This window comes from Parerythrobacter lutipelagi (genome assembly GCF_005434975.1).
Lineage (GTDB): Bacteria > Pseudomonadota > Alphaproteobacteria > Sphingomonadales > Sphingomonadaceae > Parerythrobacter_A > Parerythrobacter_A lutipelagi.
In genome coordinates this window covers 495,907-518,159 of the sequence record NZ_SKCJ01000001.1, presented here as the reverse complement: position 1 = coordinate 518,159, position 22,253 = coordinate 495,907, and the positions used below count along the sequence as shown (strand labels likewise).

The following is a 22,253-nucleotide window of genomic DNA, read 5'->3' as shown; positions in this document are numbered from 1 at the left end:
AGTTTTTGAAAAGACGAGAAGATATTCGCATCATGCAGATCAAAGAGACCACCAACGAAGGCCTCGCGCGCGCTTATGAAGTGACGATCCCCGCAGCCGATATTGCGGCCCGTGTGGATGCCGAAGTGAAAAAGATCGCACCGCAAGTGCGCATGCCCGGGTTCCGCCCTGGCAAGGTGCCGGAGAATCTCGTCAAGAAAATGCACGGCGAGCAGCTTCATGCGCAAACCGTCAACGACGTGATCCGCGAATCGGTCGACAAGGTGATGCAGGACAAGCAGCTGCGCCCGGCCATGCAGCCGGCGATCGACCTCAAGGAAGGCTACGAGGAAGGCAAGGACGCGGTCCTGACGATCGACCTCGAAGTTCTGCCCGATGTGGATGCGCCCGATATCGAGGGTATCAAGCTTGAACGCCTGACAGTGCCTGTGGCCGACAAAGCGGTCGAAGAAGCGCTGGGCAATATTGCCGGTCAGCAGAAAAGCTACAAGGACGCGGCCAAATCGAAGAAGGCTGGCGATGGCGATCAGCTGATCATCGATTTCACCGGTTCCATCGATGGCGTGGAATTCGAAGGCGGCAAGGCGGAAGACGCACCGCTGGTGATCGGTTCGGGCCAGTTCATTCCGGGCTTCGAAGAGCAGCTCAAGGGCGCCAAGACCGGCGATGAGAAAACCATCACCGTCACGTTCCCGGAAGATTACCCGGCAGAAAACCTGAAGGGCAAAGACGCGCAGTTCGCCGTCGTCGTCAAGCAGGTGAAGGTCGAAGACGAAACCAAGGTCGACGATGCGTTTGCCGAATCGCTGGGCCTCGAAAGCCTCGACAAGCTGAAGGAATTGCTGCGCGGCCAGCTCGAGCAGGAAACCAACGGCCTGACCCGTACGCAAATGAAGCGCCAGTTGCTTGACCGGCTTGCTGCAGGCCACGATTTCCCCGTGCCGCAGAAAATGGTCGATGCTGAATTCGAGCAGATCTGGGCTCAGTTGCAGCAGGAAGCCTCGCAGGACGAGAATCCCGAGAAGGCGATGAAGGAAATCGAAGCCGAGAAGGACGATTATCGCCACATCGCCGAGCGCCGCGTGCGTCTCGGTCTGCTGCTGTCGGAAATCGGCCAGAAAAACGGCGTCGAAGTGAGCCAGCAGGAAATGAGCATGCTGATCCAGCAGGCTGCCCAGCAATATCGCGAAGAAGACCGCGAGCGGTTCGTCCAGTACGTCCAGTCAGAACCAATGGCTGCCGCTCAATTGCGCGCGCCACTTTACGAAGACAAGGTCGTCGACTTCCTGTTCTCGAAAGCCGAAATTACCGAGCGCGAAGTGACGCGCGAGGAGCTTGAGGCGGCAATAGAAGCCGACGAGCAAGCCGAAGCGGAAGCCGCGAAGAAGGCTCCGAAAAAGGCGGCGGCGAAGAAAAAAGCCCCGGCGAAAAAGGCACCGGCCAAAAAGGAAGCTGCCAAGGACGACAAGCCGGCAGCCAAGAAGGCTCCGGCGAAAAAGGCAGCCGAGAAGAAACCGGCAGCGAAGAAGCCTGCGGCCAAGAAAGCCGATGCGGACAAGAAGCCCGCAGCCAAGAAGGCACCGGCCAAGAAGCCGGCAGCCAAGAAGGCTCCAGCGAAGAAGTAAGATGACGACGAGCAGGGCAATCGTGCGATGATGCGTATCGCCGCATTTGCACTAGCCCTGCTCGCGACATCATCGCTGTCAGTTGCAAACGAAGCCGGGAATGATTTCGGCGAGCGCGAAGAAGGCCGCTGGCATGTTTACGCCGGCGGATATTCCGGCTGGAGCGCGATGGATGTCGGCTCGATCGAGCGAGACGGCGATCTTGTGTATTTCCGATCGTTCGGCGTGAACCGCTCCGGACCTGTAAATGTGGACGGCCTGAGTGCCGATTTCTATATTCTGGACCGTGTTTACGACTGCGCGGCGAAGCTGCAGTGGTCCCGCAATGTCCGGTACTACCGTTTCGACGGAACGCAAATCCACGCGAAAGTGCTCGAGGCGAAGCCGCGACCGTTAACGGGATCGGAAGCCGTGCATTTCAGCCCGATGGCGTGCGGCGATGAAACTCCGCGAGGCGGAACGTCGCTCAATCTGCTTATTCGGACAGGCAAAGAGTGGCACGAAGCTGCGAGCGCTGCCGCAGATTGAACTCTACTCCGCTTTCCAGCGTTCGAAGGTCGGACCGGGAAGTTCAGCCGTTCGCGCCCGTTCGTAGGCGGCGCCCAGTTTAAGCACCTCGTGATCGGCCCACTTTGCACCAAAGAAGCTGATGCCGACGGGCAGAGCCTCGACCCGGCCCATCGGGACAGTGAGGTGCGGATAGCCTGCAATTGCCGCCGGACTGCCAAACCCGATGCTGCCGTTGAAATTGTCGCCATTGACCAGATCGCTGGTCCACGCCGGACCGCGTGTCGGAGCGACAAGGAATTGGACTGTGTTTTCCGCCAGGAGCATGTCGAGCGTTTCCTCGCCTGCGATGCGTACGGCGTTCGCGCGGGCGGTCTCATAGACTTCGCGATCGGTGGTGGTCTCAGCCAATTCGAACAGGTCCTGCCCGAACCAGCGCATTTCCTTGTCTGCATGCGCCGCGTTGAACGCGATCAGATCGGTGAGACTGCGCGGAGTGTCCTGCCCCTCCATCTCGGGCAAGGAGCGGAGGTATTTGCCCATTTCCTCGCGCAGTTCGAACATCAGTACCGTGAAGCTGTCGCCATACATTGCAGTGTCCGGCTCGAACTCGATATCGACCAGCACAGCTCCGGCGCGCTCCAGATCCGCCAGCGCCGTTTCGAACACGGTCTTTACGTCCTCGCGATTGCCGATCTGATTGCGCATTACCCCGATGCGCACCCCTTCGAGCGAGAATTCGGACAGTCCGTCGGTGTATTTCTGTTTGCGGTTGGGCACAGTCAGGGTCACCGGATCTGCGGTATCGGTCCCGGCAATCGCTCCAAGCAGCATCGCTGCATCGCGGACGGTCTTCGTCATCGGTCCGGCAGTGTCCTGCGTGCTGGAGATCGGCACGACATGCGTCCGGCTGACAAGTCCGATGCTTGGCTTGAAACCGACAATGCCATTGATCGATGCGGGGCAGGTGATCGAGCCGTTGGTTTCCGTACCAATTGCCCCCCAGGCAAAGCCTGCGGCCACCGCCGCACCGCTGCCGGAAGACGAGCCGCAGCTGTTGCGATCGATCGCGTAAGGATTACGGGTCAGGCCGCCCACGGCGCTCCACCCGCTGGTCGAGGCGTTGTCGCGAATATTTGCCCATTCGCTGAGATTGGTCTTGCCCAGCACGACCCCGCCCGCATTGCGCAGGTTCGCGATCAGCGGCGCATCGCGCCCGGTGTAATTGTTCGCGAGAGCAAGCGAGCCTGCCGTGGTGGGGAATTCGCGCGTTTCGATATTGTCCTTCACCAGCACCGTTCGCCCCAGAAGCGGTCCTTTGACCATGCTGCGGCCCATCGTCCGGTACGCTTCCTGATCGTAGACGATAACAGCATTCAATTCCGGACCGGCATCGTCCAGTTCGCGAATGCGCTCGATCTGGCGGCGCGCTATCACATTGCGCGGCGGCGGTATCCGCATGATTGCCGGGGCATCCTGCTCCTCCGCTTCAGTGTCTGCCCTATCCTGAGCATGCAAGGGAGAGCTGGCGAGGAGGGCGGCGAGCATAGCCGCACCTGCAAAGGTGTGCGTTTTCATGTGGCGACTGTGCAAACCCGCGTCTTCCTATGCAAGCGAAACAGCGCGCTTAGCGGAGCGTTAACGATTTCTCACGGCCTCGTCCCTAGGCAGGACAGCGGCAGTCCTGCGCTTGGCGTGTGCCACGCTGCGTGCTTTCCGATTGCCTGATTACAGACCCCTGGAAGACGAGTGAACGATGGACGCAACGGCACCGCGCAAGCATTACCATGACATCGACGGCGCCCGCTCGGTGCTGATGTTCCTGTCGGTCGCGCTTCATGCGGGGACCGTTTACGCGCCGGCGCGGCCTCATATCACTGCCAACATCGATCGCGCAGAGTTCTTCGATTGGCTGATTTTCGGGCTGCACCTGCTGGTGACGCCGACTTTCTTCTTCGTTGGCGGGTTTTTCACGGTCCTGCTGCTGTCGCGCCGGTCGGTTGGTGATTTCTTCTGGAACAGGTTCCTGCGTACCGCTGTACCGCTGATCACCATCGCGGTGACCTTCAACATGCTGGAACATTACCTGCGCTATGCCGATGCAGGCGGTGGCCTCAGCTTCTTTGGCTGGATCGGAAGTGTCGAATTCAACCATGTCTGGTCGAGCGGCCTGTGGCAGCTACACCTGTGGTTCCTCGTCAGCCTGATCCCGATGTTCGCTCTTTCAGGGATCATCCACGCTGTCCTGCCTGCTCAATCGCGCATCCGTGACTTGGCCAAAAAGGCGAGCATCAAGTTGGGCGCGTGGGCCGACAGCGAGAAGGGCGGGCGATTTGCGATCCTCGTCCTGTTGTTGGCATTCGTGAACTTCGCCAATTACACGGCTGCAGCCAAAATTCCGGGCAGTTACGAGCTTCTGCTGCCGGGCTTCCAAAGCTGGTACAAGCTGACATCGGAGTTTCCGTTCTACATTGTCGGCGTGATGGCGGCGTTGTCGCCGCGGCTTCTCTCCGGCCTGACCAGGTGGCGTGGCTGGATGCCCTACGCGGCCGCCGCTGCGTTCATCATCCAGCCCTACGCGTTCCCCGATAACGGCATGTGGGAAGGCATCGGCCGCCTGTTCGCCAACCAGCTCGCGATCTGGGTGCTGGTGCTGTTCATCCTGCAATTCTTCCATCGCTATGCAAACTTCCAGAGCCAGCGGACCGCGTGGCTCGCCGACTGTGCGCTGTCGATGTACCTGTTCCATCACTGTCTGGTGTACATTTTTGGACGTGCCTTCGTGTCATTGGACTGGCCGATAGCAATCGAGTTTCTTGCAATTACCGCTCTTGCGGCCGGGACAGTCGTTGTGCTGCACGAATATGTCATCCGGCGCGCCCCGCTCGCACGCTTGTTGTTCAACGGCAAAACCGATATCGGTGCGATCCGGAAACAGCGCGGCGCCCTGGGCAGCCGGCCAGCACCGGAAAATGCCCCGGCGACTTAGAGCGGGCTAGAAATTCCCGCTGACGCTGAAGCGGAAGATTGGCCCGATCCTGCGATTTCGATCTTCGACGAATGCGATTTTTCCCTCGTTGCGCGGCCCGTCGAATACCGTCCGTGCGAAACGATCGCGCCCGCCGATCAGGTTCGCTGCCGTTGCACGCACGGTCAGACCAAGTAAGTCTTTGTGTTCGACAAATACATTGGCGAAAGTGGGCCCGTCCTGTTCGCGCCCTACCTCCCCGATACGTCGGTAAGGCCGGGTTCGATTGTATTCCATGCCACCACCGTAGGCGATATTGCTCCCGGGAATATCATGGCGATAATCGATCTCGATTTCACGATCCCGTCCGCCTGAGAAATCTCGCAATTCGCCGGTCAGCAGGTCGATGACCTCTCCTTCTTCATACTCAAGACGGATATCGAACTGAGCACCATTCCAGCCGATCGGGTCCATCCGAACAGTGGTGGCCCACTCTATTTCGGTGCGCCGTGCTGTGTCGATGTTGCCTCGTGCTTCTCCACCACCGGGAATGGGTACAAGGTCGACGAAATCTTCGATCCAGCGTTGCTCGTAAATGAAAGTTGTCGATCCCCAGTCGCCAAGCGACTTGTTGACTTCAACCCGCGTCTCCCAAGTCTGCGACGGGACCAACTCATTATTGCCGGCATTCGCATTGTCATTGTCGAGGAATACGCGGGCGAGAAAATCGCCGAACGAAAGCTGACCCACGCGCCGCTCGATCGCTGCCGTGATATCGAATCCTTCGCCGACCTGCCATGAAAGCGATGCTTTACCTTTTGGCCGCGAAAAGCTGCGCTGGTTTGCTGCAATACCGCTCTGCTTTATGGTCGAAAATTCGTATCCCCCGGTAACCTGAAGGCTAAGCCGGTCGGTCAGAACGCGGCTGAGGCTGGTTGAGATTTCGTATCGGCTTTCGCTCACGCCGCCGGTTCCCTCGGGGAAATCGATTGCGTTGAAGTCTCCATTTGCGCCGAGTTCGAACAGGCCGGATATACGGTTCAGGCGATTGAATGCCGCTTCCCCGGAAATCTGCCAATCAGCTTCCCACAGGGGAAAGTTATATTCGGCCCGCGCAATCCGTTCGCCCGAACCATCGGCCCGGGTAAACCGGCTTCCGACAGTCAGTACCGCTGGATCCTCGAAGGACGAGACGACAGTCTGGCCGAATTCCTCATCATCATAGCTCTCTACGCCGATCAGTTTCAGTTGGCCTGCGCCTACCGGGAAAGTGATGTCGCCGCTTACTTCGTATTCATACCCTTCCTCGGCCGTAAGAATGGAGCGCAGCCGCGGATCGATTGCCGGCCCGGAAATGGTTTCGCCTTCGCTGCGCCGGAAATAGCTGCGGGTGTAGGACAGATTCAGCGTCGAAGAGATATTGTCGCCCAGATCGTATCCCAAATTGGCTGTCGCGGTCGGGCGATCAAAGCTGCCGGTGAAGATCGTATCTTCCGCCTGAACCAGCGTACCATCCCGGTCGACAATCAGCGTCGGTCCTTCAGCACCAAATCTGTTGTTATTGTTCGACAATGCCACGGTGAAATTCAACGCGCCGCTAGTTCCGGCGACCGACAATTCCCCGCCATACCATTCTGGATCGACGGCTGTGGTGCGAAATTCGCCTTGCCAATTGAATGTTCCGGCAATGCCCGCCAGATCGACAATCACATTGGCGACTTGTCCGGACAGGCCGGGCACGTCGAGACTGGTGCCGTCGATAATCTCGATCCGAATGACGTCCTTGGCCGGAATGCGTTGAAGTTGGTCGCGTACGCTGTCGCTCTTGCTCGACAAGCGCTCTCCATTGACCAGCACGTTCTGATCGGCCTGTCCCAAACCGCGACCTCCATTGCCGCCGCCGCTGATCTGGAATCCGGGCACTTGCTCGATCATGTCGAGAGCATTGCGTGGCCCATAACGTTCGAAATAGTCTGGCGAATACGTTGTGTTGCGGCCGCTCCTCTGCGCCGTGTCCACACCGTTTTCTTCCGGTGTGATTGCTGCGTCATCCTGCCCGAATGCAGGAGATGCGCTGAGCCATACACCCGTTACCAAGAGGCTCGCGAGTGGTCGCAGCCGGGGCTTGGGGGCGCGCGCAGTCATCGTTTTTTTCCAGTCCCCGTATTCGCTTCGCGTTGCAGGCGCAGTGCGCATTGCAGTTTAAAGCAACATCAACACCCGCAATCGACAAGGGTATGTCGCTGAACGATGAACGCGCATCCGCAAGACCTGTTCCGATAGGCTTTTCCACCGGCATTGGTTAAGCCCCTTGAACATCGCGCGCGCTCATCCGACATAGACCACCAATTCGAAATCGAGAGGCATTTTCATGATCGACCTGTCCACGCAGCTTGGCGAAACTCACGGCACTCAGGGCCAATTCACGCGCGACCCGCTGACCGGTGCGCTGGTGCCGGTAGTGGTTGAGCAGACGAGCCGCGGCGAACGCAGTTTCGATATCTTCAGCCGCCTGCTGCGCGAACGGATCGTGTTCGTGACCGGTCAGGTGGAAGACGGCATGGCATCGCTGATCACCGCCCAGCTGCTGTTTCTCGAAAGCGAAAACCCGAGCAAGCCGATCAGCATGTACATCAACTCGCCTGGCGGGGTCGTGACTGCCGGCATGGCGATCCACGACACCATGCAATACATCAAGCCGCGCGTCTCGACCGTGTGCATGGGGCAGGCCGCCAGCATGGGCAGCTTCCTGCTTGCTGCGGGCGAGCCGGGCATGCGCATCGCTCTGCCGAACGCCCGGATCATGGTTCACCAGCCCTCGGGCGGCGCCCGCGGGATGGCCTCCGACATCGAGATCCAGGCGCGTGAAATTCTCCGCATCAAGAAGCGGATGAACGACCTCTACGTGAAATATACCGGCAAGAGCCTGGAAGACATCGAAAAGGCGATGGACCGCGACACCTTCCTCGAAGCGGAAGAGGCGATGAAATTCGGCCTCGTGGACAAGGTCTTCGAGACCCGTCCGGAGAACGACGAAGAGGACAAGGACGGTTCGGGCGGCGCGCCCGAATAGGGGCCCGATAGGCCCTTCCAGCCAAGCCGACCCACATCGGGACGTTAACTGTAGCATTTCGGCAACCTTGCCACTTCAGCTTGTGGCAAGGGGTAATTGCTACATCCAATGTGTTGATTAATGACCATCCGGCCTTAGAGTCGGACGAATCCGCTGGCCCTCCGGCTTGGGTGGATTCGGGACGACAGGAATATGACGAAATTGAGCGGAACAGATAGCAAGAGCACGTTGTACTGCAGTTTCTGCGGGAAGTCTCAGCACGAGGTGAGGAAGCTCATCGCGGGCCCGACGGTGTTCATCTGCGACGAATGCGTCGAGCTGTGCAACGATATCATCCGCGAAGAGACCAAGGCGGGGCTGACCGGCCGCAAGGAAGGCGAAGTGCCGACGCCGTCGGAAATCTGCGGTACGCTGAACGATTATGTCATCGGGCAGGATCGCGCCAAACGCGTCCTCTCGGTGGCGGTGCACAATCATTACAAGCGCTTGAACCACGCGGCCAAGGGCGGCGATGTGGAACTGGCCAAGTCGAACATCCTGCTGGTCGGCCCGACCGGTTCAGGCAAGACGCTGCTGGCGCAGACGCTGGCGCGCACCTTCGACGTTCCCTTCACCATGGCTGATGCCACCACGCTGACCGAAGCCGGATATGTCGGCGAAGATGTCGAGAATATCATTCTCAAGCTGCTGCAGTCGAGCGATTACAACGTCGACAAGGCGCAGCACGGCATCGTCTACATCGACGAGATCGACAAGATCACCCGCAAGGCGGAAAACCCCTCAATCACCCGCGATGTGTCGGGGGAGGGCGTTCAGCAGGCTCTGCTCAAGCTGATGGAAGGCACGACTGCCTCCGTCCCGCCACAGGGCGGCCGCAAGCATCCGCAGCAGGAATTTCTTCAGGTCGACACGACCAACATCCTGTTCATCTGCGGCGGCGCGTTTGCCGGGCTGGACAAGATTATCGCTGACCGCCTGCAGAAACGCTCGATCGGGTTCGGCGCGCATGTCGCCGATCCGGACAAGCGCCGCATCGGCGAACTGCTCGAAAAAAGCGAGCCGGAAGATCTGCTGAAATTCGGCCTGATCCCTGAATTCGTCGGCCGCCTGCCGGTGATCGCCACGCTCAACGACCTGGATGTCGATGCGCTGGTCACCATCCTGCAGGAACCGAAGAACGCCATCGTAAAGCAGTACGGCAAGCTGTTCGAACTGGAAGATGTGGAGCTTACCTTCACCGACGACGCGCTACGCGAAATCGCGGAGAAAGCGATCAAGCGGAAGACCGGTGCACGCGGCCTGCGTTCTATCGTGGAAGCGATCCTGCTCGACACGATGTTCGACCTCCCCGACATGGAAGGCGTGACGGAGATCGTAGTCGACAAGGACGTTGTCGAAGGCCGCAAGGAGCCAGTCAAGGTCATGGGCGGAGAAGAAGAGAAGGAAGAAGCGGCCTGACTTGACCGTCAGGCGGCTTTTGTTCGTCTGTGGCAAGAACTTGCTTCGCAGCCCAACCGCTGAACAGATCTTTGCCGATATAGCCGGTTACGAAGTCATGTCTGCCGGGACGCGCCAGGATGCCGACGAGGTAGTATCGGCAGAGCTGCTCGATTGGGCCGACGAAGTTTTCGTGATGGAAAAGCGGCACGCTGCCCAACTGCGTTCAAGATTCCCCACATCGCTTCGAGCCAAAAAACTTGTCTGTCTCGATATTCCTGATCGCTACGCTTTCATGCAGCCGGAGCTGATCGCACTCCTGCGCGGTCGACTGCGAAGTCACTTGATGAAGTAAAGAAAAACCCCGCCCGGCCGGAGGAATGGCCGAGCGGGGCTCAGTAGGCGCCGCCGAAGTTCCGAAAGGCAGCGCCCGGGGAAAGGTTTAGCCAGGCAGGAACACGCCATCGGTCACATGGACGATGCCGTTCGAGGCCATGACGTCGGCTTGCGCCACTACAGTGGTGCGGCCGGTTGCATCGGTGATGGCGACCGTGTCACCAAACTTGCTGGCGACCAGTTTGCCGCCGCCAAGCGTATCGATGGTAATTGCGCCACCGTTCTTGTCGATCATCGACACGAGGTCACCCGCGGTCACGCGGCCTGCAACCGCATGATAGGTCAGCACATTGGTCAGCGCGCCCTTGTTTTCCGGCTTGAGCAGCGTGTCGACTGTGCCGGCTGGCAGCTTGCCGAAGGCATCGTCGGTCGGCGCGAATACCGTGATCGGACCGCCGCTCGAAAGCGTATCTGCGAGGCCGGCTGCCTGGACTGCGGCGACCAGCGTGTTGTGGACGCCGGTGCTCTGCGCGACGCCGACGATGGTCGGCTGCGAATGGGCGGCATGGCTGTTGTGATTATGCGCGGAAACCGGCGCGGTGGTGGCGATAGCAAAGGTTCCCATTGCGGCAACGGCAGCAAGGGCGGCGGCTTTGAACTTGGGTGAATTCTGCATTGTACTCTCCTGATGTCGATCAAGCCCCGTCCTGCTTGTCGTGAAGAGTTACGCAGCGCCGCGCCTTGCGGATGCAAAAACTTTTGTCAGGAAATTTCAGGTGGTTGCGAACGCGCCTTCGGCCACCACCGGTCCTGCCTCTGCATCGCCGGGTTTGCCGCCAATCGGTTCGCGGGTCAGAACCATCTGCGATCCGTCATGGATCAGCGCAGCCAAATCGGGATCGAGAGCCATGCGTATTTCTTCACCCGGCTTTACCACCCCAAGCGAGCGCAGCGCGCCTTCGTCGGGCACCAGCCACAACTCGTGATCATGCACTCCGTCTGCGGTCAGGCCGCTGGCAGAAACCAGCATTTCGTCACGGTCTGGCAGGTAAGTGACCGCAAGTCTCAGGTCGGTATCGCCAATCGGGATATTGGCGACCATCGGTGCTTCGGCGGGTTGCGGTATCGGTGCATTCGGCAGCGGTTGCATCAGCACCAGCGCGAAGACCGCGACGGCGGCAGCAGCAGCGCCGAAGCTGGCGAATTTCCAGTATCTCAGCCGCTTGCGCAGATCGATGATCTCACCGCTCGACGGGGTTTCGTCGATCGCCGCTGCGATCCGCTGCCACAGGTCGGGCGCAGGCTCTGCCCCGCCGATGTCATCCAGCAGCGGGGCCAGTTTCGTTTCCCAATAGGTAACTGCATCGGCAAATTCAGGCTCTCGCGCGGCGCGGGCACGCGCCATGAGCAAATCCTCGCCTTCAAGCAGGCCCAGCGCATATTCGGCAGCCAGCATATCGCGGGGGCGGTCGAGATCGGTCATTCGCCTTTCTCCAGACAGGTCTTGAGCTTGGTCAGTCCGCGGCGGATCCAGCTTTTCATGGTGCCCAGCGGGACCTCTTGCGCATCCGCCAGTTCCGCATAGGTGTGGCCGCCGAAAAACGCGCTGCGGATGGCATCGCGCGTCTTGCCATCGAGCGTATCGAGGCAGGTGTGGACACGTTCGGCGCGCTCCGCATCGATCAGCAATTCGTCGGCCAGAGGTTCTGCATCGGGCAGTTCGGCAGCGGCTTCCACCGGCACTGCGCCAGCGCGCACCTTGCCCGTGCGCAGGCGATCCACCGCGCAGTTTCGCGCGAAGGTTGCAAGCCAGCTGATCGGGCTGGCGCGCTGGGGATCGAACCGATCCGCCCGTCGCCACAAATTCACATAAACGTCCTGCAACGCGTCTTCGGCCTCCTTTCGGTTACCCAAGATACGCAGGCAAATCCCGAAAAGCTTCACATTGGTCGCGCGATAAATTTGCTCGAGTGCGGCGCGATCTCCGTTGCCCAGCCGGACCATGGCATCGGTCAGCCGCGCACGGGCCTGAGCAGGCTGATCGGCGGTGGAGTCGGTCTGGCTGCTCATCAGCAGCAGTTCTCGCACGCCTCGCGGTGCTGCTCAACCTGGATTGTTGCATGGCCGATGCGATGATGGTGTTCGAGTTCATGCGAGACGTCTGTCAGGAAAGCGTCGCCCGGGTGTCCGCCGGGCATTACCAGATGCGCGGTCAGCGCGGTTTCGGTCGTGCTCATCGGCCAGATGTGCAGGTTGTGCACGGCGGTTACACCGGGCAGGGAGGCAAGGTAGCATCTCACCTCCGTCTCAGAGATGTTCTCCGGCACGGCGAGCAGGCCCATCTTCACGCTGTCCTTGGCGAGGCCCCAGGTGCCCCAGGCAATAACGGCGACGATCAGCAGGCTGGTGAGCGGATCGATCCACAATTGTCCGGTCAACAGGATCATCACCCCCGCGACCACCACGCCGACTGAGACCAGCGCATCTGCCGCCATATGCAGGAACGCGCCGCGAATGTTCAGATCGTCATGCCGGCCGCGCAGGAAGAGCAGCGCAGTGCCGGTGTTGATCACAATGCCGATCCCGGCCACGATGATCATGGTCATGCCCTGAACAGGGGCCGGGTCGGTGAAGCGGTGTATCGTTTCGAACAGGATTGCGCCGATCGCGACCATCAACAATGCGGCGTTGGCAATCGCGGCGAGGATGGTCGAGCTCTTGTAGCCATAGGTAAAGCGGGAGTTGGCCGGGCGTTTGGCCGCGACACTGGCGACCCAGGCGAGGATCAGCGCGAGCACGTCGGACAGATTGTGGCCGGCATCGGCGACCAGCGCCATCGAGCCGGATAGATAGCCGTAGGTCGCCTCGACAATCACGAAAGCGGTGTTGAGGATTATCCCGATCAGGAAGGCCGAGCCGAAGTCCGCCGGCGCGTGGCTGTGCCCATGCCCATGACCGTGTGCATGCCCATGGTCAGCGGAATGCTCGCTCGCCTGCGCTTGTTCGCCATGTGAATGCGTTTGCCCCAATTTGGCCTCCCGCCGAGCACTCTTCAGGCACAATCCTGCCTTGCCCGGGCCCTAGTCATCCGATCGCAAGGCTGCAAGAAAATTCAATCAAATCAGTATGATATAAAATATCCAAGCCTATAATGGTATAACATATCCGTATTTTTGAGCGGAGCAACACTTTGATTGATCTCGCAAATTGCTCGCGCAAGCCCTTGGCGGGGCGCGGTGTTGAAATGGCGGGTCCGTCTAATCGTAAACGCAGGCATCGAGCCCGTCGCGCCGGACACTGCCCATCCGCGCGGCAATCGTGTTGCCATAGCGGCGTGTGAAGCCCGCCGGATTGGTGACCGAGCGTTCCTTGGGCAGGGGGAGGGCAGCTGCCATCCGTGCCGCCTGGTCCTTGGTCAGGCGGCTCGCCGAATGGTTGAAATAACGCTGCGCCCCGGCCTCTGCACCAAATGTCCCGATGCCTGTCTCCGCGACATTGAGATAAACTTCCATGATCCGCCGCTTGCCCCAGATGTTTTCGATCAGGAATGTGAACCACGCTTCAAACCCTTTGCGGACATAGCCGCCGCCCTGCCACAGAAAGACGTTCTTCGCGGTTTGCTGGCTGATCGTCGAGCCGCCTCTGATACGGCCGCCCTGTGCGTTGCGCTCGATCGCTTTCTGGATCGCCTCGCGGTCAAAGCCGCTGTGGCTGCAAAACTTGCCGTCTTCCGCTGCAATTACTGCGGAAACGAGATTGCGGTCGATATTGGACAGCGGTTCCCAATCCTTGGTGATGCCGTTTCCATCCAGCACCATGGTCGCAGTGACCGGGACCGGAACCCATTTGAACAACAGCACCAGCGCCAGGCTGAGCCCGATGAACCACAGCACGCACTTGGCGAGGAAACGAGCGACACGAGTTATCATCGGCTGATGTTATCCGGTTGTTACGCTTCAGAACAGCGGCAGAGCGACAGCAGCACTTTCGCCGTCGGCCAGCCGCGCTGTCCCGCTCAGCTCGAAGCCATCCTTCGCTGTCAGGCGCACTTCGACTTGCCGGCGCTGGTTGTCACGCACGATCGTCAGCGGAAACACCACTTCGCCGCGCGCAACCGTACCTTCCGATCTGCGCCCATTCCACGCCATGCGGAGCGCGCCGGAAGCGAGATCGACGTCGCTAATATAGAGCGGTTCGCCAACCAGTTCGCGGGCCAGCTTGCTGTCGCCGGTGGGCAAAAGGGTGAGCGAATCATTGTCCCGCTCCGCAAAGGCCATCGATATCGCGAGCTGCCGCAAGGGCGGGCGCCTCGTCTCGTAGAGGGCTTCGATCATCCCGCGCCGCAACAGCGGGTCTTTGGTCTGCGATATGCGGTCCCGCGCTTCGACTGCGCGCATCGTGTCGCTGCCATGCGAAATCGCGCTACTGAATTCGAGCATTGCGCGCGCATCGTCGGAAATCGGCAGGATAGCGTTCTGCAAACCGGCAAGCGGATCGATGTAGCTGGCGGCAACTCCGCGCTCCTCACCCTCGTTGCCCGGGACGGCTTGCTGGCCCAGCACGATAGTCCCGAAGACAAGCGCGGCAATCCCGCTGAAGATCGCCGCGGTGCCCGCTTTCGCGCGCAGCTTGGCGGACGACATGCCGGCCAGGCACAACAGGAGCAGCAGAATCGACAGCGCGAGCAAATTCATCGCAAATGGCGCAACCGGCTCGGCAATATCGGCGACCAGCCCGACAACCAGCGAAATCGCCGACCACGTGCCCAGTGCAGGGCCAGACACGCGTGACCACGCGCCGCGCAGACCGCCCGCCGATGGTTCCTGTTCCGGCGGCGCTACGGCGCCTGCTTCGCTCGCGCTTGTTTCCGTCATCATCCCGCCCCTATTCCAGTTCTTCACCCCAGCCGATCTGTTTTATCAATGCGCCGACATCGGGAAAGGTCTGTTCGCTACCATTCCAGCTGGCGCGGTATTTGACCAGCCACTCGCTGTCAGGCGGGCAGTAGAGGTACAGATCGGATATCAGTTCCGGGTAATCAGCCCGCATCGCGCCCGCCGGGATCCGGTAGCGGCCGAAATAGGCTGCTTCGCCTAGCGCGCCGCCGGGGCTCTCAACATTCGTTTCAGCGCGCAGCTCTGCTCCGTCATACTGCTCGATTGAGCGCTTGGCATCCTGATATGTCTGCAGGCAGGTGAATTCTTCGATCACCGGATAGACATATATGGTCAGCACCAGCGTGCCATTCTCGTCGCTATAGGAATAGCCTGTGCTCGCGTCGGAGCCGTTTGGATCATATTCGGTGATCGAGGTCCGTTCTGCTGAGGAAAGCATCCGGGGAAACGCCGTTTCGGTGCCCTTGTGTGTCCACACCCCCGCCGGGTTTTCGATCCGTTGCTGCGCCGAAAGCGGCGAGGCAGCGATTGCCGCGACAGCAAGCGTACAGGCGATGGCCAGCGTCCGGATCCTGAACATTCAAACCCCCTCCCAATTCGGCAGGAGTGTGCCAGATAGAAAACGCCCGGGAAAGCGCCAATCTGCGCGATCCCGGGCGATATTGTTATTCGGCAAGTGCGATCAGGCGATGCCTGGCAACAACCTTTCACCGGCGATGGACTTCATCGCTTTCTGCAGCTTTTCAAACGCGCGCACTTCAATCTGGCGAATGCGTTCGCGGCTCACGTCGTAGACCTGGCTCAGTTCTTCGAGCGTCTGCGGATTGTCCGTCAGACGCCGTTCGGTGAGAATGTGCTTCTCACGGTCATTGAGCGAACCCATCGCTTCGAGCAGCATGTCATGCCGCACGGTCGCTTCCTCCGCCTCGGCCACGGTTTCATCCTGCAGCGGGCGATCATCGGTCAGCCAGTCAAGCCATTCGCCCGAGCCTTCCTCGCCATTGCGCATGGTGACGTTGAGCGAACCGTCGCCGCCCATCATCATCCGGCGGTTCATATTGACCACTTCCTGCTCGGCCACGCCAAGGTCGGTCGCAATCTTGGTCACATCGTCCGGGTGCAGGTCGGTGTCTTCGTAGGCGTCGAGGTTCTTCTTCATGCGGCGCAGGTTGAAGAACAGCTTCTTCTGCGCAGCGGTGGTGCCCATCTTAACGAGGCTCCACGAACGCAGGATATATTCCTGAATGCTCGCCTTGATCCACCACATCGCATAGGTTGCGAGGCGGAAACCGCGATCGGGCTCGAATTTCTTCACACCCTGCATCAGGCCGACATTGCCTTCGGAAATGAGATCCGACACGGGCAAGCCATAGCCGCGATAGCCCATCGCGATTTTCGCCACGAGGCGCAGATGCGAGGTAACGAGCTGCGCCGCAGCTTCGGGATCCTCGTGCTCTTCATAGCGCTTCGCGAGCATGTATTCCTGCTCCGGCTTCAGCACGGGGTATTTCTTGATTTCCGAGAGATAGCGGTTGAGCCCCTGCTCACCGCCGAGCGCCGGTACGCTCATTGCTTTTGTCTTGCTCACTTTTCCCTAACCTTTCTTCGTCGACCGCGCTTGCCGGACCCCTGATGGGCATCCGCTCTGTCGGGCCACGTGGTTACATATACACCGAACTGCGGAGTTTTGCAGTGCTATTCATCGATTTCAACGAGCGGTTTCGTCGATAAGTTCCCGCATATCGGCAGGCAATTCAGCTGAAAAGCGGACTGCCTCGCCGGTGGCGGGATGGACGAAACCGAGTTCGGCCGCATGAAGTGCCTGCCGGGCGAAACCGAGCCGCTGAAGCAGCGGTCTAAGCGATTTGGGTGTGCGGCCATATGTCTGGTCCCCTAGTAGCGCATGGCCGATTGACGCGCAGTGAACACGCACCTGATGCGTCCTGCCGGTTTCAAGCCTGCATTCCAACAGACTGCAATCATTGAGGTTTTCCAGAACCTTGAAATGCGTCACCGAATGCTTTCCGCGGCTTGATGTGTCGGGCAGCATCGCCATCTTTTTGCGATTCGCATCCGAGCGGCCAATTCGCCCCGAAATTGTGCCCTCAGGTGAGGCGGGATGGCCGGCACAGATTGCCAGATAACGCCGATGGATCGAATGGTCGGCAAACTGCGCCGCAAGCCCCTCGTGCGCGGACGTAGTTTTTGCAACAACCAGCAAACCAGAAGTGTCCTTGTCGATCCGGTGAACGATGCCGGGGCGGGCAACCCCGCCGATTCCCGACAGCTCTCCGGCGCAATGGAACAGCAGGGCGTTGACCAGTGTCCCGTCGGGGTTTCCCGCGGCAGGGTGAACCACCATGCCTGCGGATTTGTTGACCACGATCAGATGCGCATCCTCGAACACCACGTCGAGTGGGATGTGCTGCGGCAGGGCTTCGGCTTCGTCAGGCGGAGGCAGCGTAATCGTGAAATGCGCGCCAGCCTGCATTTTTGCCGAAGGGTTCGTGGCAATCGTCTTGCCGACCAGCACCGCGCCTTGCGCCATCAGAGCCTTCACCCTCTCACGTGAAAGGCCGGATGTTTCGGCAAGCGACTTGTCGATGCGGCCGGCGGTTTCAATTTGGCCGGTAATGACTTCACGCTCGCTCATGCTAGAGCCATGCGCGATGGAAATTGCGCTGACAAGGGACGTGGCCGAAGCCATCGTGCGCGAAGCTGAAATTGCTCACCCGCTGGAGTGCTGCGGTATCCTGTTCGGGACAGGCGAATGCATCGATCGCTCGGTTGCTGCAACCAACATTCATCCGGCCCCGGCAACGCATTTCGAGATTGATCCGCAACCGCTGATCGATGCGCATCGCGCTGCACGCGGCGGCGGCGATCCGGTGATCGGATATTATCATTCGCATCCCAATGGCCTGGCCCGGCCATCTGCGACGGATCGCGCCATGGCGGCAGGCGCCAGTGCAATCTGGCTGATTGTGGCGGAGGGTGACATTTCCGCCTGGAAAGATGCGCCGGAAGGCTTCGCGCGGCTTTCCCTTCGCGTCATAGATGCGTAAAGGCAGGAGATATTCGAAATCAGGCAACAGGCGCGAACCACTTCTTATGTCCGACAATTCCTCCGTCGATCTTGCCGCACTGCTTTGTTCGCGCCTGTGCCACGACATGCTGTCGCCGATTGGCGCGCTGAACAACGGTCTAGAGTTGCTGGCCGACGAGCGTGACCCGGAAATGCGCGCCAAATGCATGGAATTGCTTGAACAAAGCGCCCGGGCGAGCGCGGACAAGCTCAAATTCTTCCGCCTCGCATTCGGTGCGGCAGGCGGTTACGGCGAAATGGTCGAGGTTGACGAGCCCAAGGCCGCGATCAGCGCGCTTATCGGCGAGAACAAGCGGATCACTGTCAATTGGGCTTTGGCCGAAGGCAAATTGCCCAAAGACGCGGTCAAGGTGCTGCTCAACCTGGCGCACATCGCGATCGATGCGCTGATCCGCGGCGGGACGCTCGATATCGGTGCCGAAATGCGCGATGGCGCGAGCGAGATCGTCGTCCGCGCCTCCGGCTCCAGGCTGGCTTTCGACGAGGATATCGGGCGCGTCCTGCAAGGCGAACTGGCGGCGGGCGAGCTGACCGGCCGGACAGCGCCCGCACATATGTTGTACCTGTTGGCGGAACAGGCCGGCGGCGGCCTGCAATACAAGGTCAACGACGATACGCTGGTGCTCGGCGCGGTGCTCCCGCAGCCTGAAGGGCTGATTGGCTGATGAAGGACGAGCTGGTCCACCGCGAGCAGCTTTCGCCCAATTTCAATGAGCGCAGCCTGCCGGTCAGCATGGTGGTGCTGCACTATACTGAAATGAAACCGGTCGAGACTGCGCTCGAACGGCTGTGCGATCCGGAAGCTTCGGTCAGCGCGCATTATCTCATCACTGAAGAGGGCGAGGTTGTCCGGCTGGTCGCGGAGGAAAAGCGCGCTTGGCATGCCGGATTATCCTATTGGCGCGGCCACAAGGATGTGAATTCCGCCAGCATCGGTATCGAGCTCGATCATCCCGGTCATGAGCTCGGCTACCGCGAATTTTCCGAAGCGCAGATCGATGCGCTGGTTCCGTTGCTCCACCGCATCGTGAAGGAGCATGACATCCCGCGCGCCAATGTGGTTGCGCACTCGGATGTCGCGCCTGCGCGCAAGATTGATCCGGGCGAATTGTTTCCGTGGGACCGTCTGGCGGAATACGGGCTGTGCCTGCCCACGCCGGAGAAGCTGGAGCAAGGCGACCCGTTCGACAATGATGCGTCGTTCTACCTCGCGCTCGAACGCTTCGGTTACGACATCACCGACGGCCACAAGGCAGTCGAAGCGTTCCAGCGCCGCTGGCGTCCGGAAAAGATAAACGGCGAGATCGACGGCCAGATTCGCGCGATCCTGTTCCAGCTGTTGCTCGACCGTGACCGGGGCGCCGCGCGGTAATCCTCGCGCCGCGAAAGCGAAAATTTACAATTGTTGGTTTGGAGCTTGCGCCCGATTGCGCCACCATTTGGCATTCGCAATGGACTGGGGAGATCCTCTATGATGCGCAAATTGTCTGCCGAAGCGTTCGGCACCTTCTGGCTGGTATTCGGCGGTTGCGGTTCGGCCGTGCTGGCTGCGGCCTTTCCCGAGCTGGGGATCGGCTTTGCGGGCGTCTCGCTCGCCTTCGGCCTGACCGTTCTCACCATGGCCTATGCCGTGGGCGGAATTTCTGGCGGCCATTTCAACCCGGCGGTTTCGCTCGGCCTCGCGCTGGCCAACCGGTTCGACTGGAAAGAGCTGGCGCCCTATTGGGGTGCACAGGTGTTCGGCGGGTTTATCGCGGCAGGTTGCCTGTTCGTTATCGCAAGCGGCATGGACGGCTGGACTGCGGGCGGCTTCGCCTCGAACGGGTTCGGCGAACTCTCGCCGGGTGGCTATTCGATGCAATCGGCCCTGATGATCGAGATCATTCTCACAGCCGGGTTCCTCGTGGTGATTCTCGGCTCGACCTCTTCGAAAGTGCCGGGCGGTTTCGCCCCGATTTCGATCGGTCTTGCTTTGACGTTGATCCACCTCATTTCGATTCCCGTCACTAACACCTCGGTCAATCCGGCACGTTCGACGGTAGTCGCATTCTATGCGCAGACCGATGCCGTCGGTCAGCTGTGGCTGTTCTGGATCGCACCGCTGGCCGGGGCCATCCTCGGCGCGCTGATCTGGCGTTACCTTCTCTCGCCCGATGAAAGTCTCGAGAATATCGGGGGCGATAGAGATTGACGCGAGTTACCGGGTGCCGCTTCCCAAACGGCGGCACCCGCACTAGATAGAGCGCGCCAGGGGGCCGGGCAGCCGCGTGTCTTCGGATACGAGGAAAGTCCGGGCTCCACGAAACAAGGGTGGCGGGTAACGCCCGCCCGGTGAGGGGCCAAGGGAAACCGCAACTCCGAAACCGAGGGAAAGTGCCACAGAGAGTATACCGCCGATGGAGGGCAACCTCACAGGCAAGGGTGAAAGGGTGCGGTAAGAGCGCACCGGGGCTTCGGCAACGCGGTCCGCATGGCAAACCCCACCCGGAGCAAGGCCGCATAGGGGTCTCGCGCCTGCGCAAGCGGGTAGTGGCGTTTCGCCGCGAGAGACCCGGGTTGGCTGCTTGAGCGCAGGGAGCAATCCCTCGCCTAGACGAATGGCTGCCCTCGCGGGGCCGGTGCTTCGGCATACCGCCTGCGAGACAGAACCCGGCTTACAGGCCCCCTGGCATTCACCATTGACGCCGTTCATGCCCTGAACATGGTCTGGCGCGAAAGCAGGTGAGATTGCAGGAGAGGGCATGATCCACGAACTCGTCACAGCCGCATTCTGGTTCAGCTTCGCTACGTCCAACCAGGTCGAGGCAAAGCTCGAACTCGATCCGGCAGAAGCGCAGATGGCTCGGCAGGGCTGCGCCTATGCAAGCGCCGAGGAGCGCGATGCGGCGGTTGTCAATGCCGAGGGCCAGACCGGCGCTGACATCCTCCGCCTATTGATCGAAAAGCAGGGCGCACAAGAGGTCATCGTTTATCGCGGCGATTTCTCGGGCGAGGATATGCGCGCGATCGCGCCGCTGGTGCGCGGCGGGTGCTTCTTCCAGACCAAGCTCGACAAGACCGACTGGCGCGGTGCGGATTTTAGCGGGACCGATTTCACCAGCGCGAGCGCGGACGGTGCCAACTTCAACGGGGCAACGCTGGAAGATGCCAGAATTGTCGGAATGAGCCTGAAAGAGGCTGACTTCACCGGGGCAAAGCTTGCAAGATCGCGCTTTGTCGGTGCTTTCGGCAGCCTCAATCTGAGCAACACCAACTTCACCCGCGCCGATTTGACGGAAGCCGGCTTTTCCTGCGGTATCGAGGTCTATGCCTGGTGTTTCGACAGCTACACCGCGCAGTTCGGTGAAGCCGAACTTGCACGGGCCGACCTGAGCACGCTGGGCATCTGGATTGAAGGAAATTTTGACCGCGCCCGCCTCGACGAAACGCGCATCTCGCCGCGCAGCATCCCTAATCTCGCGGCTGCCAGTCTCGTCGGTCCGATTATTCTGCAATCGCAGAACTGGTGGCAGGTGGAAGGCGACGAGCGGCCACCGACTGCCACGGTTTCGCCGCAGGAATTCCGGGCGCTGGTGGTCGCCTCGCGCAGCGCGAAACGCGATGTCCCGTCGTTCGATTGCACCAAGGCGGGCAACTATGCCGAACGCACGATCTGCGGCGAATACAATTCCCACCTGCGCATAAAAGATCGCGACATGGCGGCGCTCTATGACGAGCTGCGCGGGGCCGGAAAGGTCACCACGCAGAGCCAGCGCCAGTGGATCCAATCCCGCGGTCGCTGCGCCGATGAAGAATGCCTCGCCGCATCCTACGACCGCCGCATGGACACACTGTTCGCGGCGCGGGGCGACCGGCTGATCCTCGCTCCGGATCAGAGCGTTACTTACTACAACGAAACGCTTCCGCTGGCAGATGAGCTGCGCGACACGCCGCTATACCGCCGCATCCTGCCGGTGCTGAAGGATGCCGCCTCGCAGTCGATCACGCTGACCGGCATGGAGGATGGCAGTGTTTCGGCGGAAGGCGACGCGCTCGGGGCCAATGCGCATATCTGCAGCATGGGGGTCTATGATGCGACATTCGATCCCGCCAACGGGTGGCATTCCGGCACACTCGAAGACGGCACCCGCGTACCGCTGTTCCGCGTCTGGGGTGATCGGCTGCTGCTGCGATATTCGGGCAATCTTGGCGACACACCTGAAAAGGCGTGGGATTTCATCAGCTGCGGCGCCAGGGCGAGCTTCATCGACGGGCGGCGGCTTGACTGATCGCCGGCAATTCCATCATTTCACCGGAACGGGACGCG

General features: G+C 60.3%; 22 protein-coding genes and 1 other RNA gene. 12 read left to right on the top strand and 11 right to left on the bottom strand.

Annotated elements, in window-relative coordinates; translation table 11 throughout:
• The first annotated feature begins 32 nt into the window (after positions 1-32).
• Both tig and E0502_RS02570 read left to right on the top strand, forming a co-directional pair.
• Complete coding sequence (gene tig, locus E0502_RS02575; protein WP_137676405.1) at positions 33-1,625, top strand: trigger factor; 1,593 nt, start codon at positions 33-35, stop codon at positions 1,623-1,625.
• Between the two features lie 27 nt (positions 1,626-1,652).
• A complete protein-coding gene (locus E0502_RS02570) occupies positions 1,653-2,153 on the top strand; it encodes a hypothetical protein (RefSeq protein WP_137676404.1) in 501 nt (166 codons plus the stop codon).
• Positions 2,154-2,156: 3 nt separating this feature from the next.
• Here E0502_RS02570 and E0502_RS02565 read toward each other — a convergent pair whose 3' ends face one another.
• Positions 2,157-3,710 carry an amidase gene (locus tag E0502_RS02565; RefSeq protein WP_137676403.1) on the bottom strand — a complete coding sequence of 518 codons (1,554 nt, stop codon included), beginning with the start codon at positions 3,708-3,710 and terminating at the stop codon, positions 2,157-2,159.
• A gap of 178 nt (positions 3,711-3,888) precedes the next feature.
• Here E0502_RS02565 and E0502_RS02560 point away from each other — a divergent pair, with 178 nt between their 5' ends.
• On the top strand, positions 3,889-5,121 hold the full coding sequence (locus tag E0502_RS02560; protein ID WP_137676402.1) for an acyltransferase family protein: 1,233 nt from the start codon (positions 3,889-3,891) through the stop codon (positions 5,119-5,121).
• Between the two features lie 6 nt (positions 5,122-5,127).
• Here E0502_RS02560 and E0502_RS02555 read toward each other — a convergent pair whose 3' ends face one another.
• Positions 5,128-7,245, bottom strand: coding sequence for a TonB-dependent receptor plug domain-containing protein (locus E0502_RS02555; RefSeq protein WP_137676401.1), 2,118 nt, complete (start codon positions 7,243-7,245; stop codon positions 5,128-5,130).
• A 226-nt stretch (positions 7,246-7,471) separates the two neighbouring features.
• Between E0502_RS02555 and E0502_RS02550 the strand changes: the two genes are divergently transcribed.
• The 3 genes from E0502_RS02550 (at position 7,472) to E0502_RS02540 (ending at position 9,965) form a co-directional block, all read left to right on the top strand.
• Positions 7,472-8,173 carry an ATP-dependent Clp protease proteolytic subunit gene (locus E0502_RS02550; RefSeq protein ID WP_137676400.1) on the top strand — a complete coding sequence of 234 codons (702 nt, stop codon included), beginning with the start codon at positions 7,472-7,474 and terminating at the stop codon, positions 8,171-8,173.
• 192 nt (positions 8,174-8,365) lie between these two features.
• The gene (gene clpX / locus E0502_RS02545) at positions 8,366-9,631 is read left to right on the top strand and encodes an ATP-dependent Clp protease ATP-binding subunit ClpX (protein WP_137676399.1); all 1,266 of its coding nucleotides are present in this window, start codon (positions 8,366-8,368) and stop codon (positions 9,629-9,631) included.
• 40 nt (positions 9,632-9,671) lie between these two features.
• Complete coding sequence (locus E0502_RS02540; protein ID WP_240048826.1) at positions 9,672-9,965, top strand: low molecular weight protein tyrosine phosphatase family protein; 294 nt, start codon at positions 9,672-9,674, stop codon at positions 9,963-9,965.
• A gap of 87 nt (positions 9,966-10,052) precedes the next feature.
• Here the strand turns inward: E0502_RS02540 and E0502_RS02535 are convergent, their stop codons facing one another.
• The 9 genes from E0502_RS02535 to E0502_RS02495 form a co-directional block, all read right to left on the bottom strand.
• Positions 10,053-10,622, bottom strand: a complete 570-nt coding sequence (locus E0502_RS02535) for a fasciclin domain-containing protein (protein WP_137676397.1) — start codon at positions 10,620-10,622, stop codon at positions 10,053-10,055.
• A 96-nt stretch (positions 10,623-10,718) separates the two neighbouring features.
• Entirely contained in the window at positions 10,719-11,429 is a 711-nt protein-coding gene (locus E0502_RS02530) for an anti-sigma factor (RefSeq protein WP_137676396.1), read from the bottom strand.
• Positions 11,426-12,016 carry a sigma-70 family RNA polymerase sigma factor gene (locus tag E0502_RS02525; RefSeq protein WP_137676395.1) on the bottom strand — a complete coding sequence of 197 codons (591 nt, stop codon included), beginning with the start codon at positions 12,014-12,016 and terminating at the stop codon, positions 11,426-11,428. The genes E0502_RS02530 and E0502_RS02525 overlap by 4 nt, the downstream gene beginning before the upstream one ends.
• A complete protein-coding gene (locus E0502_RS02520) occupies positions 12,016-12,975 on the bottom strand; it encodes a cation diffusion facilitator family transporter (RefSeq protein WP_192895903.1) in 960 nt (319 codons plus the stop codon). Before E0502_RS02520 ends, E0502_RS02525 begins: the two co-directional genes overlap by 1 nt.
• A gap of 228 nt (positions 12,976-13,203) precedes the next feature.
• Entirely contained in the window at positions 13,204-13,875 is a 672-nt protein-coding gene (gene mtgA / locus E0502_RS02515) for a monofunctional biosynthetic peptidoglycan transglycosylase (RefSeq protein ID WP_137676393.1), read from the bottom strand.
• Between the two features lie 27 nt (positions 13,876-13,902).
• Positions 13,903-14,820, bottom strand: a complete 918-nt coding sequence (locus E0502_RS02510; protein WP_137676392.1) for a hypothetical protein — start codon at positions 14,818-14,820, stop codon at positions 13,903-13,905.
• A 10-nt stretch (positions 14,821-14,830) separates the two neighbouring features.
• Entirely contained in the window at positions 14,831-15,421 is a 591-nt protein-coding gene (locus E0502_RS02505) for an alpha/beta hydrolase domain-containing protein (protein ID WP_137676391.1), read from the bottom strand.
• 102 nt (positions 15,422-15,523) lie between these two features.
• On the bottom strand, positions 15,524-16,411 hold the full coding sequence (gene rpoH, locus E0502_RS02500) for an RNA polymerase sigma factor RpoH (RefSeq protein ID WP_137677492.1): 888 nt from the start codon (positions 16,409-16,411) through the stop codon (positions 15,524-15,526).
• 138 nt (positions 16,412-16,549) lie between these two features.
• Positions 16,550-17,494: an RluA family pseudouridine synthase gene (locus E0502_RS02495; protein WP_137676390.1), complete on the bottom strand. Its 945-nt coding sequence runs from the start codon at positions 17,492-17,494 to the stop codon at positions 16,550-16,552.
• Here E0502_RS02495 and E0502_RS02490 point away from each other — a divergent pair.
• The 6 genes from E0502_RS02490 to E0502_RS02465 all read left to right on the top strand — a co-directional run bounded on the left by E0502_RS02490 (position 17,493) and on the right by E0502_RS02465 (position 22,215).
• Positions 17,493-17,906 (top strand): M67 family metallopeptidase, encoded by a 414-nt coding sequence (locus E0502_RS02490; RefSeq protein WP_240048825.1) that lies wholly within the window; start codon positions 17,493-17,495, stop codon positions 17,904-17,906. The two genes, E0502_RS02495 and E0502_RS02490, sit on opposite strands and share 2 nt — an antisense overlap.
• 46 nt (positions 17,907-17,952) lie before the next feature.
• A complete protein-coding gene (locus tag E0502_RS02485; RefSeq protein ID WP_137676389.1) occupies positions 17,953-18,612 on the top strand; it encodes a histidine phosphotransferase family protein in 660 nt (219 codons plus the stop codon).
• On the top strand, positions 18,612-19,319 hold the full coding sequence (locus tag E0502_RS02480) for an N-acetylmuramoyl-L-alanine amidase (protein WP_137676388.1): 708 nt from the start codon (positions 18,612-18,614) through the stop codon (positions 19,317-19,319). The genes E0502_RS02485 and E0502_RS02480 overlap by 1 nt, the downstream gene beginning before the upstream one ends.
• A 99-nt stretch (positions 19,320-19,418) precedes the next feature.
• On the top strand, positions 19,419-20,138 hold the full coding sequence (gene aqpZ / locus E0502_RS02475; protein ID WP_137676387.1) for an aquaporin Z: 720 nt from the start codon (positions 19,419-19,421) through the stop codon (positions 20,136-20,138).
• Positions 20,139-20,194: 56 nt separating this feature from the next.
• An RNA gene (rnpB, locus tag E0502_RS02470) (RNase P RNA component class A) lies at positions 20,195-20,620 on the top strand.
• A gap of 68 nt (positions 20,621-20,688) precedes the next feature.
• Complete coding sequence (locus E0502_RS02465) at positions 20,689-22,215, top strand: pentapeptide repeat-containing protein (protein WP_137676386.1); 1,527 nt, start codon at positions 20,689-20,691, stop codon at positions 22,213-22,215.
• Positions 22,216-22,253 lie beyond the last annotated feature (38 nt).

Coding starts and splice junctions, on each gene's coding strand:
- E0502_RS02505 (WP_137676391.1), bottom strand. CDS start 15,421: ATGTTCAGGATCCGGACGCTGGCCATCGCCTGTACGCTTGCTGTCGCG.
- E0502_RS02565 (WP_137676403.1), bottom strand. CDS start 3,710: ATGAAAACGCACACCTTTGCAGGTGCGGCTATGCTCGCCGCCCTCCTC.
- aqpZ (WP_137676387.1), top strand. CDS start 19,419: ATGATGCGCAAATTGTCTGCCGAAGCGTTCGGCACCTTCTGGCTGGTA.
- E0502_RS02465 (WP_137676386.1), top strand. CDS start 20,689: ATGATCCACGAACTCGTCACAGCCGCATTCTGGTTCAGCTTCGCTACG.
- E0502_RS02510 (WP_137676392.1), bottom strand. CDS start 14,820: ATGACGGAAACAAGCGCGAGCGAAGCAGGCGCCGTAGCGCCGCCGGAA.
- E0502_RS02530 (WP_137676396.1), bottom strand. CDS start 11,429: ATGACCGATCTCGACCGCCCCCGCGATATGCTGGCTGCCGAATATGCG.
- E0502_RS02480 (WP_137676388.1), top strand. CDS start 18,612: ATGAAGGACGAGCTGGTCCACCGCGAGCAGCTTTCGCCCAATTTCAAT.
- E0502_RS02490 (WP_240048825.1), top strand. CDS start 17,493: ATGCTAGAGCCATGCGCGATGGAAATTGCGCTGACAAGGGACGTGGCC.
- E0502_RS02555 (WP_137676401.1), bottom strand. CDS start 7,245: ATGACTGCGCGCGCCCCCAAGCCCCGGCTGCGACCACTCGCGAGCCTC.
- rpoH (WP_137677492.1), bottom strand. CDS start 16,411: ATGAGCGTACCGGCGCTCGGCGGTGAGCAGGGGCTCAACCGCTATCTC.
- E0502_RS02535 (WP_137676397.1), bottom strand. CDS start 10,622: ATGCAGAATTCACCCAAGTTCAAAGCCGCCGCCCTTGCTGCCGTTGCC.
- E0502_RS02550 (WP_137676400.1), top strand. CDS start 7,472: ATGATCGACCTGTCCACGCAGCTTGGCGAAACTCACGGCACTCAGGGC.
- mtgA (WP_137676393.1), bottom strand. CDS start 13,875: ATGATAACTCGTGTCGCTCGTTTCCTCGCCAAGTGCGTGCTGTGGTTC.
- E0502_RS02560 (WP_137676402.1), top strand. CDS start 3,889: ATGGACGCAACGGCACCGCGCAAGCATTACCATGACATCGACGGCGCC.
- E0502_RS02495 (WP_137676390.1), bottom strand. CDS start 17,494: ATGAGCGAGCGTGAAGTCATTACCGGCCAAATTGAAACCGCCGGCCGC.
- E0502_RS02525 (WP_137676395.1), bottom strand. CDS start 12,016: ATGAGCAGCCAGACCGACTCCACCGCCGATCAGCCTGCTCAGGCCCGT.
- E0502_RS02485 (WP_137676389.1), top strand. CDS start 17,953: ATGTCCGACAATTCCTCCGTCGATCTTGCCGCACTGCTTTGTTCGCGC.
- E0502_RS02570 (WP_137676404.1), top strand. CDS start 1,653: ATGATGCGTATCGCCGCATTTGCACTAGCCCTGCTCGCGACATCATCG.
- clpX (WP_137676399.1), top strand. CDS start 8,366: ATGACGAAATTGAGCGGAACAGATAGCAAGAGCACGTTGTACTGCAGT.
- tig (WP_137676405.1), top strand. CDS start 33: ATGCAGATCAAAGAGACCACCAACGAAGGCCTCGCGCGCGCTTATGAA.